The sequence below is a fragment of the Lactococcus sp. NH2-7C genome, from assembly GCF_029953655.1.
GTDB lineage: Bacteria > Bacillota > Bacilli > Lactobacillales > Streptococcaceae > Lactococcus > Lactococcus lactis.
The window spans coordinates 650,600-663,806 of sequence record NZ_CP124538.1; the positions used below are offsets into that span (position 1 = coordinate 650,600).

A 13,207-nucleotide genomic window follows, 5' to 3' on the forward strand; every position below is an offset into this window, starting at 1 on the left:
CTGACAGAATCTGCCAGTAAGCTTTTAAGCTTTTGTCATTAAATATCTGCTTGGTCAGGCCAACATTTTTCATAAGGATGACCTGTCAGTAATTCAACGACCTGACGTGTTTCAAGAGTGACATCAGCTTTTGAGCCTCCTTCTTCAAGGCGTTGCAATTCTGCTTTTAAAATATCATGATTGGCCCGATTAAGTTTGAAGGTGCGAGCTGCAATCAATGCGGCTGCTAACAAGCCAATTGGAACAAAGATGAAAATCAACATAATTCCGTGTTGAATACCTAATGGCGTATTTGCATGAGTCGTCATTGTTGTGGAATTAAATCCAATTTCTTCAAGGGCCCAACCAGCAATATATGTTGCAAGTGCCCCTGTTGATTTACGAAAGAAAGTCATGACAGAAGCATATACGCCCGCTTTATCACCATGTGTAAAAATTCGGTCAACATCGGGTATAAAAGGGAAAACATTCCAAGGGGTAAATTCTAAGATCCCTCTTCCAAGTTGATAAATAATGGAAACAATCACAAGCATCCACATTGGATTATTGATTCCTGTCAAATAGATAACAAAATAACCTAACATGGCTACAATAATTGCCAAATAACTCAAAGTAAATAAATATTTTGGACCTCGTGTGACCATTAATTTTACTGCGGCAATGGTCGATAGAATACCAAATACTGAGAGTGCTTGGAGAACCCACGGAGCATTGGCAGATGTTCCAGACAATCCAATCACGATAAAAGTTGGGAGCAGTGTAGAATAGAAATCTTTTCCTGTAAATGAGAGGAGATAAACCAATAAATGTTTTCTGAATGATTTATTTTTAAAAGTGCCAAAGTAATCTGTCACTGTTTTTTTCATAAATCCGCTAAATCCCAATCGTGGTTGAGCCTCTAATTCTGCTAGAAATTCTGGAGTTAAAGGTCGTTCCCAGCTTGCTCGCCAAGAAGTGAAAATGGCAATGACAAAGATAACTGTCCAAGTAATTCCCGTATAAAGATAAGCATTAGGATTATTAAATGATTTAAGTACAGCTAAGGTAAAGAAGACAATTGCCGTTCCAGTTGCTGAAATAAACATTCGACTTCCTGAAAGAGTGGTTCGTTTTTTATAATCAGGCGTCATTTCCGTAGGCAAGGTTTCCCAGGGAATTAATATCATGGAAATCGCTACCTCAATAGCAACATAAACCCAAAGATAATATTGCCAACTGCTAGTTGAAATCCAAAACATTGGAAATAAAATCGCAAACAATATTCCGCCAAGTGCAATAAAGAAATGACGTCGTCCATATTTTCGTCCTAATTTTGTGCGATAAAACCGGTCCGTAATTGCCCCAAAAAAGAGGGACCAGATAGCATCAATAATTCGGCCAATCCCCAAAACTGCTCCTGTAAAAAGAGGACTAATTCCTTGTGAAAGGACAAAGACAAAGATGACTCCTGAAACAATGTTATTCCAGCCTCCGCCCATTAAATCAGTCAAACCATAAAGAAGTCCACGCCTTGTATTGATTTCTTTTGGGGTATAAACCCATGAAGTTTTTTGTTTTTCTGCCATTTTAAACAGATTCTCCTATTTTTATATTTTTGTCAGTAAAAATTGACAAATTTTTCCATAAACTTTGTTAATTTGTGAACTTTGTGAAACGCTTACTCCAACGTTTTAATTTTAGCGGAGAGTATTCTCCGCACATTTTTTCACAAAAAGTTCTTTAAAACAGATTTCTTCATATCATTTTTATTTACTGATTCGTTTTCTCAAGAGCCTCCCAAAGCCCATTAAGATAACTTGCTCCAAGTGCTCGGTCATATAAGCCGTAGCCTGGGCGTCCTGTTTCTCCCCAAATCATTCGCCCATGGTCTGGACGAATATATCCATCAAAACCATTATCATACATGGCTTTCATTATTTTATACATATCAAGCGAACCATACTCCGACATATGAGGAGCTTCGTAAAAATCTTTTTCACCACTTGGCAAAAATTTAATATTTCGTACATGTGCAAAAGGAATTCGGTCTCTTTTGACAAATTCAGCCATAATTTCATAGACATTATTAGCTGGATCTTCAGCAATTGACCCCGTACAAAGTGTAATCGCGTTTGACGGACTATCTACAACATTACATATCCAATCTAAATCTTCCCGATTTTTAACCACCCGAGGAAGCCCAAACATTGGATACGGGGGATCATCAGGGTGAACAGCCATTTTAATTCCAACTTCTTCACAAGTAGGAATGATTGCTTTTAGAAAATAGGCAAAGTTTTCACGCAATTTATGCTCATCGACATTTTTATAGGCTTCAAAGAGTCCTCTGACTTCTGATAATCTTTCAGGTTCCCAACCTGGGAGTGAAAAGCCACCATCCGCAGCTTGAACGCGGTCAATGATATCCTGAGGGTTTGCTGGGATATCCCCCGCAATAAAAGCCATTGTTTGTGAATTATCAGCTAAGCGATAATCCAAATCTGACTTTAGCCAGTCAAAAACGGGCATAAAATTATAACAAATCACTTCAATCCCAAACTCAGCAAGATTTCGAATCGTTTCTTTATAATTCTCAATATATTTATCACGAGTTGGCAAGCCAATCTTAATATCATCATGAATATTGACAGATTCAATTACTTTTAAACTTAAACCTACGGCTTCAATTTCTTCTTTAAGTGCTTTGATTCTCTCCTTTGGCCAAATTTCTCCCGCTGGAATATCCATAATCATTCCAACAACTCCTTTAACACCTGGAACTTGGGCAATTTCAGAAAGTTTTATCTTATCTGCATTTGAACCAAACCAACGCATTGTCATTTCCATTTTTTATTCCTTTACTTTTTTTATATAAAATCAAATAGCGTGCTGTAGCTTCCCAACAAGTGGTAAGACCAGTTGAAAGTTGTACGTCAATGATTTCGTAATTTTGATTTTGCAAATCTGCCAAAACTTTATTTAAAGCTTGATTAAAAAGTTGTTCAGTTTTTTCCCAATTTGGCAGAAATGGAAAACTGATGCTATGAATTTTCCATTTTTTTCTTAAAAATCCATTCTTTTTATCTCTTTCTCTTAGCTCAATAATGACTGATAGCAGTATTTTTACTGACAGCTCAAAATTAAACATTCTGTCAGTAAATTTTAAGATATTTTTTTACTGACAGGTCTAAATAATTAGTCTGTCAGTAACTTTTACCGTGTTCTTTTAGGGCATTTTGTAGCGTCTTAAGCACTGCTCCTTTGCCTTGAAGCATTTGCTCAAAGTAATTTTCAATCTTTTGAGCTAGTCCTGCTTGGTACATATCATTTGGAAAAATTTGGTGATTAGATAAGATAGGTTTTAGAATTTCATGAATTTCTTGCTGACTACCATCTAATTTTACATCGGCAACAAAAGCTTGCAACTCTTCAAGAAGAGGGTCGGGGCTTGGAGTAAAACTGTCTAAATCATCATTAATTCCGATTAAATAACGGCACCAAGCAGCAATGACTAATGGAACAAATTCCAATTCTTTAACAGAAAATCTTGGATTGGCAATATAGTGCCCAATTGTTACGCCATAGCGAACAGGAATTTTTTGTGACGTATCTGCCGCAATTCTTTGTGGTGTGTCTGGAATATTTTTATTTGGTAAACGTTTAGTCAGTAACTGGTCAATAAAATCTTTCGGATTGATAATTTTCGGATTCTTAACCACAGGCAAAGCCTCGCCATAACTCAAATTCTTAATAAGTGCTAACAAATCTGGATTGGCAACTTCTTCCCAAATTGAATGATAATCTAATAAACTTCCAAAAATAGCTAAAGCGGTATGCAAGGGGTTCAAACAAGCTGTGACTTTCAACTGATCAGCGTCATTGACTGTTTCACGATCAGTCAAGATAACTCCAGCTTTTTCTAATGCCGGCCTGCCGTTTGGAAAAGCATCTTCAATCACTAAATAATGAACTTCTTCCGTATTACCAAAAGGGGCAATATTTGTATGTTTTTGACTATGTAAAATTTCTGTGTCCTGAAATCCATCAGCTGTCAGTAATTTTGCAACTTTTTCAGACGGATTGGGTGTAATTCGGTCAATCATTGACCAGGGAAAACTAACTTTTTTAGGATTGATAAGGTAATCATAAAAATCTTGTTCTACGATTTCATTTTCCACCCAAGCTTTAGCAATTGTCAGAATTGCTTCCTGCAACTTCAAACCATTCTCTGAAAAATTATCTGTGCTCACCATGGCAATCGGAAATTTACCGGCTTTAAATCTTGTATAAAGAAGATAAGTAACTGCCCCTATATTGGTTTTGGGCTTGCTTCTTCCTTGCATATCTTCAAGGGATAAAGGCGTCAATTGGTCTTTTGAATCCCGCAGTGAATAACCTTTCTCCGTAATTGAAAAAGTTGTAAACTGTAAAGACGGGTTTTCAAAGACTTTTGTTAAATGAGCCCATCCCTCGGTATTTTCTGCATTAAAATAAAAACTTTCAGCAACGCTCGCAATTAATTCTTTGTCAAAAGTTCCATCTGTTTTCATTGTCACTGACAGAAAACGATTATTATAGGCACGATAGATTTTATCAATTACCTCATCATCATAAGTTTCGGCCACAATAAGACCTGAGTTGAGTTCTCCTTGATTGAGTAAGTCTTGGGCGACAACCGCATGGAAACATCTAAAAAGATTTCCTCCACCAAAGTGGACCCAGACTGGATTATCAGCTGTTGACTCTATAACTTTGCCTTGATTAAAGTTAGGAATTTTAATTTTTGCCTTTTTAAATTCCTCAGCTTTTACCAAATAATCATCAAGCAATTTCACCATGATTTCTCCTTTAAATCTCAAAAGTGATATATCAGTTTTTCTTCTACGAAAACTAGTATATCACTTTTGAGAAACCGTTGTCAAGAATATATTAAAAAAAGACATTATTTTAAAAGAATACCTTTATTATTTGACTTTACCGCCCCTCTGCTCTATAATTACAGAATGAATGAATTGAATTTTAATCTACAGAATCAGGCCTACAAACAAATTACAGGAAAAATTCTCAGGAATGAATATCGTCCTGGACAAAAAATTTCACAAAAAAATATCGAAATTGATTTGCAATTAGGCCGAACTCCTGTCAGAGAGGCACTTCTTCGTTTACGTCGTGATGGACTCATATACAGCATCCCTCAATCAGGGACCTACGTCACAAAAATTGATTTAGATGCTGCCATCAATGCTCGATTCATTCGAGAAAATTTAGAAGCTAAAATCGTTTCCGAGGCCGCGGCTTTAGAAAATAATAATCTTTTACTCAATCAAGCACGTGATGCAATTGAGCTTCAAGAACAATACGCCGCTAAAGCTGAATATCACAATTTTTTTAATGCCGATGAAGAATTTCATAAAACTTTTTATCTAATGACTAACCATGCCCAAGTTTGGGACTGGCTTCAAACCATTAATATTCAGTTCAATCGTTTCCGTTGGTTACGCCTTGCGATTTCTGATTTACCGTGGAATACCTTGATTGAGCAGCACAAGGAAATACTCTCCGCTGTTGAAAATCATGATGGAGAAAAAGCTGTCACTGCAGCTGCTAAACATTTGCACTTGATGTTTGACGAAGAAATGGCAGTCTTACAAGCTTTTCCTGAATACTTTGATAATTTACCCGAATAAAAAAACTCTGACGGAATTCCGACAGAGTTTTTTTATTAAGTAACTAATTTATTTTACATTTTTAGAATCTGGAATTAAAAATGAAGTAAAGAAAGCAATAATAACAAGAATCAATCCTGTGACAATTCCAGAAATATAACCAGAACTACTTCCACCAACACTGGTGTGTAAAAGCGTTGGCACTGCGTACAAGATAATGAAACTGATACCAGCTCCTAGATTAAACATTCCTGCATTTAGGCCTGGAAGATAACCTGGATTATCCTCTGGTGAAAGCACGATTCCTAGACCATTTAACATAATATTTGTTATTCCAGCATAGGTAATCCCAATGAAGGTAGATACCAACAATAAAAGCCAGATTGAAGGTTGTAGCACTCCAGCAACGGCTAAACCAATGCCGATAATCGTCGTTAAAAGTCCAACTCGAAGGACTTTTGTAAAACCAAAGCGAGCAGCCAAGAATCCTGAAACAGGTCCAAAGAATAAGCCAGCAAGCGCATAAGGAGTAAGGGTAACAAGAGAAACCATATCTGCCCCAAGCCCCAAACCAATCTTACCATCTTGCCCCAAAGCTGGAATAATACCATTCATAATTGCAAAGACACCGGTCATCGTTAGGAGAGTTGTAATCAATAATCCCCAAGTTCTTCTTTGTTTCAAATAATGAATAGGAACCATTGGATGATTCACTCGTTTTTCAACTTGCCAAAATCCAACAAAACAAATCAAACCTAAAAGAGCCAAGACTGAGGCTAAAAGCCAATTGGGAAGTCCAAGACTTCCAAAACTTCCTTGCAAGGCATTCACCGCGCTCAAGAGCGCACCCATTGCCACTACTAAAAGAATGACTCCGCTCCAATCCATTTTTGGTGTATCTTTTGCAGTTGACTCTTGCGTTCCGAAACTTATCAAAAGAATAGCAAGTGCCGCAGTAATTCCCATAACAAAAAATACAGATCGGAAACCACCATGGCTTACTAGCCAACCACCTGCTAGCGCATCAACCCCAGCAATTCCCCCATTAATTGAAGTAAGTATGGCCATTAATTTTGCATATCTCTTCTCATTACGTACTTTCACATGCAAAATAATTAAACAAAGTGGAACCACAGGGCCAGCAGCACCTTGTAAAATACGACCAATCATCAAAATTCCCACATTTGTAGCAAATCCTGAGATAAGACAACCAATCATTGTCAAGGTAAGCATTCCAATTAGAACTTTTTTTCGTCCAATCAAATCCGCCAAACGAGGCAAAAATAGAGCAAATAAGGCCGCAGCTGTAAAAAAGATGGTTTGTGTTAGTGCTATAGACGAAGCTGTTGTGTGTAATTGGGTCTGCATGATAACCAAAGCAGGCGAGAGCATTGAAGCATTGAGCTGAAAAGCAAAGATTGCTACCAATAGGGCCACCATTAAAGCCACTATTGAACCCGCATTATCACTAGATTTTTGAGGAACAGTATTTTCTCCCATTTTTTCTCCTTTTTTTAGAGGATAAACTCTTATTTTGTTTCGCAACCTTAAAAGAGCCCCAGCTATCTATTATATTATAAATTTTACTTTTTGCGAAGTTTAAATATGTCACTTGGACAAATTTATATTTTTATTCATTATTCATCTTCTTTATTAAAAATAAAAAAACTCTGTCCTAACGACAGAATTTTTATTTTTATACTACCATTGATGTTGATCAACATTATCTTTGTCCACAAGATAGATGGGTGAATTAATCATATGCGCTATTTTTTTACCTTGATAATAATCATAGGTAGCTTGCAAAGCCATTTCACCAATTTTAGCTGGTTGTTGAGCAATTGTTGCGGTCATTGTTCCTGATTTTATGGCATCATGTGTTTCAGACTCACCATCAATTCCAAAAATGGCTATTTTTTGTCCGGTCGCTTGTACAGCTTTAGCTGCTCCCAGTGCCATTTCATCATTTTGAGCAAAGATTGCTTGAACCTCTTTATGAGATTGAAGCATATTTTGAGTAGTGTTCAAACCAGTTGTTCGGTCAAAATTAGCTGATTGACTGGATAGAATATTTAAACCTAAGGTCTTAGCTTCACTATTAAATCCTTTACCACGGTCTATTGTTGCCGAAGCTCCTGGCGTTCCAGAAAGTTCCAGAACTTTTACGTTTTTCCCAACCAATTTTTCAACGGCTTGAGCTGCCATTTTTCCGGCTGCCACATTATCAGAGGCAACGGTTGTTAAAACTGTTCCACCATTTGATCCTCTATCCATTGCAATCACTGGGATATGCGCATTGTTGGCTGCTTTAATGGCCGGAACAATGGCATCAGAATCTACAGGATTAATTAAAATCGCATCCACATTTTGGCTGATGAAATTTTGAACATTATTTAATTGTGTTGCAGAATCATTTTGGGCATCAGAAACCGTTAATTTTGTATTTTTTTCTTTGGCCATTGATTTAATCGCATTGTTCATTGAAACAAAATAAGGATTGTTTGTTGTCGAAATAGAAACACCAATATTTAATTCATTTGGTTTCTTATGCGTTACCTCTTCTACTTTTTCTTTTCCATCACGGCCTGGAATGCCGGTATAAAGACTACATGCGGTCAAAGTTGAGACTGCTAAAGTAGCTACAAAAGCAAAAGTTAATTTTTTTACTAATTTCATGTTCAACTCTCCTATTTCCGTTTGCTACGAATGACATCGATAAGAACTGCAACGAGAATAACTAATCCTTGGATGACTTGTTGCCAAAAGGCTGACACACCAATTATATTTAAGCCATTATTTAGAACACCAATGATTAATACCCCAATCATTGTTCCAAACATTCGCCCTTTCCCTCCCATTAGAGAGGTTCCCCCAAGGACAACGGCAGCAATTGCATACATTTCATAGCCAGAACCTGCTTGTGGCGTTGCTGATGACAAACGAGAACTGATGATTAAACCAGAAATTGCGGACATTCCTCCAGATAAAGTGTAAATGGCAATTTTTACTTTATTTAGTTTAATTCCTGAAATATAAGCAGCTTTTTCATTACCACCCAAAGCATAAACTGATTTACCAAAGGCTGTTTTATGAAGCAAAATCCATAAAATAATGAAAACAAGAATCATTAAAATAACAGGGAAAGGAATACCCAGTAAATAACCTTGTCCAATATAGGCTAAGAAATAGCCATCCATGTGTTTAGTAATTGGATTACCATCAGTAAAAACAAGGGTTGCTCCGCGGTAAACCATTTGAGTAGCTAAAGTTACAATGAAAGGGGCCAATTTCCCATAGGCAATAAGTGCACCATTGATCGCTCCAAGAAAAGCACCAATGATTAACGCACAGACTACTGCTAGCGGTAAAGGCATTCCTTGGGCTATAAAACCTGCGGACACTGCACTTGAAAGGGCTAAAATTGCGCCAACTGACAGGTCAATTCCTGAAGTTAGAATTACGAAGGTCATCCCAAAGGCAATAAATCCATTAGCCGTGACTTGTAAGAGTAAATTTAGCAAATTATTTGCCGTCATAAAGTTGGGATTGATACATGTAATGATAATCATCAAAACAATCAGAGCAATCATTGTCGTTAAAGAACTGAATTTTTGAGATAGAGCTTTCACACTTATTGTCCTCCTGTTGCGAGCTGCATCACATTTTCTTGTGTTGCTTCTTTTTTGGCTAAAATTCCTGCTATTTCTCCTTCATGCATCACTGCAATTCGGTCTGCAACACCAAGAATTTCGGGTAAATCACTTGAAATCATAATAATTGGAACACCACGTTCAGCAAGTTCATTCATTAATTGATAAATTTCACGCTTGGCTCCCACGTCGACTCCTCGTGTTGGTTCATCTAAGATTAAAACTTTTGGCGCAATGCCAATCCATTTGGCAAGGACAATTTTTTGTTGATTTCCTCCAGATAGAGAACCAACTATTTGTTCTTCATCTGTCGCTTTAACATTAAGACGCTCAGAGAGTTGCTTAACAAAAGTTGTTGCTGTTTTATCGTCAAAGAGGCCATGATGAATAAAATCCTTTGTACTCGGAAGAGTAATATTATCTTTTATTGAGAAATCAAGAACAAGTCCTTCATCTTTTCGGTCTTCTGTTAAAAAGCCAATTCCTTCTTTGATTGCTTGTGCCGGGTTATTGATAGTTAGACTCTTTCCATTAATTTTTATCGTGCCTGATTTTAGCTTATCAATTCCAAAAATTGCTCGCATGACCTCAGTTCTACCAGCTCCCATGAGTCCTGCAAATCCGAGAATTTCACCTGAACGAACTGAAAATGAAATGTCTTTAAAAGATTCTGCCGATAAATGGTCGGCTTCAAATACAATTTCTCGAATTTCAGCATTTTTTTGGGGATAGTAATCTGTAATTGACCGACCAACCATTTTTCTAACTAATTCATCAACGTTGGTTTCTTTCGTCTTTTGCGTATCAATGACTAGACCATCACGCATGACAGTTACACAATCTGTGATTTTAAAAATTTCTTCCATTCGATGAGAAATATAAATAATTCCAACCCCTTGATTTTTTAGACCAGCAATAACTGAAAACAATCTTTCTGTTTCTCTTTCGGTCAATGCTGCTGTTGGTTCATCCATAATCAAAATTTTTAAATCAGACAAAAAACTTTTAGCTATTTCAACCATTTGTTGCTGACCAACTGATAAATTACCAATTTCTTTGTCTAAATCAATTTTTACTCCCAGCTGTTCAAAAGCAAAATTTGCTTTTTTTTGCATGGCCTTCGTATCTAAAATACCAAATTTATTTTTTATCTCTCGTCCTAAAAAAAGATTCTCTAAGACTGTTAAATCAGGCCAAGTATTCATTTCCTGATGAATAAAACTAATTCCAAATCCTTCTGCTTCCTGAGGATTTTTAAAAATTTTCTTTTCACTGTCAATCTCAATTTCCCCACCAGAAGCTGGAAATAGACCAGTTAGAATATTCATCAAAGTAGATTTCCCAGCCCCATTTTCTCCCATTAAGGCATGAACTTCTCCTGAATTAATCGTTAAATCAATTGCTTCAAGAACTTTATTCGTTCCAAATGATTTAGAAATGTTCTTCATTTCTATTTTCAAAATTGACCTCCTCCTTTTTCACAAAGCGACACCTGATTGTAAAATAATATTTGAATAAGGTGTATTTTCTCCTGTTCTCACCACTGCTTTGACCTCATGATTCATTAATTTTAAGGTTTCATGACTGACAAAAACTATTTCAACATCTGCTGATAATTTTGTCAGTAAAATCGCTAACTGTTCAGGATTATTTTCTTTTATTTCCTCAGCAAGATAGACTTTTTCAACTAAAATATTTTCCAAATAGATGTCCAGCACTTCTTGAAAACTGGGTTTTCCTCTGGTCAGGGCTAAATCAATTTTTTTGACACCTGATGGTACTGGTAAGCCTAAATCTCCAATACAAACTTGGTCAGTATGGCCCAAATCGTCAGCAATTTTTGCTAATTCACTATTAAGTATTCCTTCTTTTTTCATAAATTTAACTCTCTTTCTTTTTTAGTAGAGATTAATTTCAAGTTCTTTTAATTTTGCTTTAACTTCTGATAGCTTTGGCATCCCGCCTTGTGCGCCAAATTTTTGAATAGATAAATGAGAAGCAACGACAGCTAATCTGATGGAATCACTAATTGATAAGTTCTCAGTCAAACCAAAGGCAAAGGCTCCGTTGAATGTATCTCCTGCACCAGTTGTATCTACAACCTTAGCTTTTATGGCAGGAATTTTTTGAAGAGTCTCTCCATCGTGGAAAATGACTCCTTCACTTCCTAAGGTGACAATCAGACGATTTGAATATTTTTTGAGAATTTCTCCAAGTGCTAAATTCGGAAAAAGTTCCTTACATTCGTGTTCATTCGGTGTGATATAATCAACAAAATCAATCATTTCCAAATCTGTTTTTCTTGCTGGAGCTGGATTATAAAGAACTTTTATCGCATTTTCTTTACAGAATTTAGCAATCGCTAGATTTGTTTCATGTGGAATTTCATTTTGTAGAATAACAAGTTGGCTTTCTTTAATTTTATCCCAAAGGTCTGCTAGATAACTTGGTAGAACTTCATTATTAGCACCTGGAATAATAATAATACGATTATCGTCATCATAGAGAGTAATTTGAGCAATCCCTGTTGTTTGTGGTACCGTTCCCACATTTTCAAAAAGAACTGCATTTTCTTTGAAGTTTTGCAAAATACTCTCACCAAAAGCATCCTTGCCTACTGCTCCAATCATACTTACTTCATTGGGAGAAAGTCTGGCAAAAGCAACGGCTTGGTTCGCTCCTTTTCCACCGGGAACCATAGCGAAATCTTCACCAAATACTGTTTCTCCAGCATTTGGCACTCGGTTAGTCCTTGTGACTAAATCCATTGAAATGCTTCCTATAACACTTACTTTTGTCATTAATTTTTCCTCATTCTTTTCTCTTTTGTCGAATTGTTTCACGCGCTACATAATGAACAGGGAGTTCAATTTTAGACTTCTCAATTACTTGGTCAGTCGCGATTTTATAAATAAGTTGAGCAGCTTCAAGCCCCATCTGATAAGCAGATTGATGAATGGTTGAGAGTGCTGGATAAATGAATTGGCTCATTTGAATATCGTCATAACCAATAATTTGAATATCCTCAGGAATTTTCTTATTTAAACGATGAATTTCGTGGATATAAGCCATGGCATGAATATCCGATGGTGCAATGATACTATCAAAGTTTTCTTCATTGGCAAGCACTTCTCTCGCCTCTTTCTGAATTTCTTCAAAATCATAACTTTGACTGTAAAAAGCTTTAAAATCAACTTGTTTTTCTTTTAAATAAGCAATACTTGCTTTAAAACGATTATTGATATTTGTGGCATTTAAAGGACCGCTGACTACAGCAACTTTTTTTGCTCCTGCTTTTACAATCACTTTTGCTGCTAATCGTCCGCCTGACTCATTGTCCGAAAAAACACCATAGTTACTTTTATGACCTACTCGGTCCACAATTACAGTTGGAATATCCAAATCAGGAAAGTCTTCTTTAAAATCATGGGTTGAAATGATACCTGCTGCATTACTTTGAATCAAAACTTTCAAATAATCTTGCTCAGATTGATTCTCTTCACCAATATTTCCGAGCATCACACGATAACCTTTTTCTTTTAAAAATTCCTCTGCTCCTTTTGCTAGCATTGGGAAAAAAGGATTGGAAATATCTGGCAATAATAGTCCAACAAGCTGATTCTTTTTAGTTTTTAAAGATTGGGCAGAAAGATTGGGTCTGAAATTTAGTTTTTTAATTGCTCGTTCAATTTTTTCTCTGGCATCATCACTTACATAACCATTCTGAGCAATAAAACGGGAAACAGTGGACTTTGAAACTCCTGCTTCAAGTGCAACTTGTTTGATTGTTGTCATTACTTCCTCCTTTCACATGTGGGAACGTTCTCATATTTACATTTATAATTGTATCCGTTTTCATTAAATTTGTCAATCCTTTTTATATTTCGTTTTAATAACAAAAAAACCTACTTT

The 13,207-nt window shown here is 36.3% G+C and carries 12 protein-coding genes; 1 reads left to right on the forward strand and 11 read right to left on the reverse strand.

The features are described from left to right. Positions 1-38 precede the first annotated feature (38 nt). The 4 genes from QJV49_RS03105 to QJV49_RS03120 form a co-directional block, all read right to left on the reverse strand. Positions 39-1,565, reverse strand: coding sequence for an MFS transporter (locus QJV49_RS03105; RefSeq protein ID WP_225512040.1), 1,527 nt, complete (start codon positions 1,563-1,565; stop codon positions 39-41). A gap of 184 nt (positions 1,566-1,749) precedes the next feature. Next, entirely contained in the window at positions 1,750-2,826 is a 1,077-nt protein-coding gene (gene uxuA, locus QJV49_RS03110) for a mannonate dehydratase (protein WP_225512039.1), read from the reverse strand. Next, positions 2,786-3,127: a hypothetical protein gene (locus QJV49_RS03115; RefSeq protein ID WP_225512038.1), complete on the reverse strand. Its 342-nt coding sequence runs from the start codon at positions 3,125-3,127 to the stop codon at positions 2,786-2,788. Before QJV49_RS03115 ends, uxuA begins: the two co-directional genes overlap by 41 nt. 55 nt (positions 3,128-3,182) lie before the next feature. Continuing rightward, positions 3,183-4,817, reverse strand: a complete 1,635-nt coding sequence (locus tag QJV49_RS03120; protein ID WP_225512037.1) for a mannitol dehydrogenase family protein — start codon at positions 4,815-4,817, stop codon at positions 3,183-3,185. 165 nt (positions 4,818-4,982) lie between these two features. Between QJV49_RS03120 and QJV49_RS03125 the strand changes: the two genes are divergently transcribed. Continuing rightward, positions 4,983-5,666 carry a GntR family transcriptional regulator gene (locus QJV49_RS03125; protein ID WP_225512036.1) on the forward strand — a complete coding sequence of 228 codons (684 nt, stop codon included), beginning with the start codon at positions 4,983-4,985 and terminating at the stop codon, positions 5,664-5,666. A gap of 48 nt (positions 5,667-5,714) precedes the next feature. On the opposite strand, the gene QJV49_RS03130 is transcribed toward QJV49_RS03125, so the two are convergent. From QJV49_RS03130 to QJV49_RS03160, 7 genes are all read right to left on the reverse strand, one after another. Next, complete coding sequence (locus QJV49_RS03130; protein WP_225512035.1) at positions 5,715-7,145, reverse strand: MFS transporter; 1,431 nt, start codon at positions 7,143-7,145, stop codon at positions 5,715-5,717. 201 nt (positions 7,146-7,346) lie between these two features. Continuing rightward, the gene (locus tag QJV49_RS03135) at positions 7,347-8,321 is read right to left on the reverse strand and encodes a substrate-binding domain-containing protein (RefSeq protein WP_225512034.1); all 975 of its coding nucleotides are present in this window, start codon (positions 8,319-8,321) and stop codon (positions 7,347-7,349) included. An 11-nt stretch (positions 8,322-8,332) separates the two neighbouring features. Next, complete coding sequence (locus QJV49_RS03140; RefSeq protein WP_225512114.1) at positions 8,333-9,235, reverse strand: ABC transporter permease; 903 nt, start codon at positions 9,233-9,235, stop codon at positions 8,333-8,335. Positions 9,236-9,276: 41 nt separating this feature from the next. Then, complete coding sequence (locus QJV49_RS03145; protein WP_225512033.1) at positions 9,277-10,755, reverse strand: sugar ABC transporter ATP-binding protein; 1,479 nt, start codon at positions 10,753-10,755, stop codon at positions 9,277-9,279. A gap of 18 nt (positions 10,756-10,773) precedes the next feature. Further along, positions 10,774-11,172, reverse strand: a complete 399-nt coding sequence (rbsD, locus tag QJV49_RS03150) for a D-ribose pyranase (protein ID WP_003129436.1) — start codon at positions 11,170-11,172, stop codon at positions 10,774-10,776. 21 nt (positions 11,173-11,193) lie between these two features. Next, positions 11,194-12,096: a ribokinase gene (gene rbsK, locus QJV49_RS03155; RefSeq protein ID WP_225512032.1), complete on the reverse strand. Its 903-nt coding sequence runs from the start codon at positions 12,094-12,096 to the stop codon at positions 11,194-11,196. A gap of 10 nt (positions 12,097-12,106) precedes the next feature. Continuing rightward, complete coding sequence (locus QJV49_RS03160; RefSeq protein ID WP_225512031.1) at positions 12,107-13,090, reverse strand: LacI family DNA-binding transcriptional regulator; 984 nt, start codon at positions 13,088-13,090, stop codon at positions 12,107-12,109. Positions 13,091-13,207 lie beyond the last annotated feature (117 nt).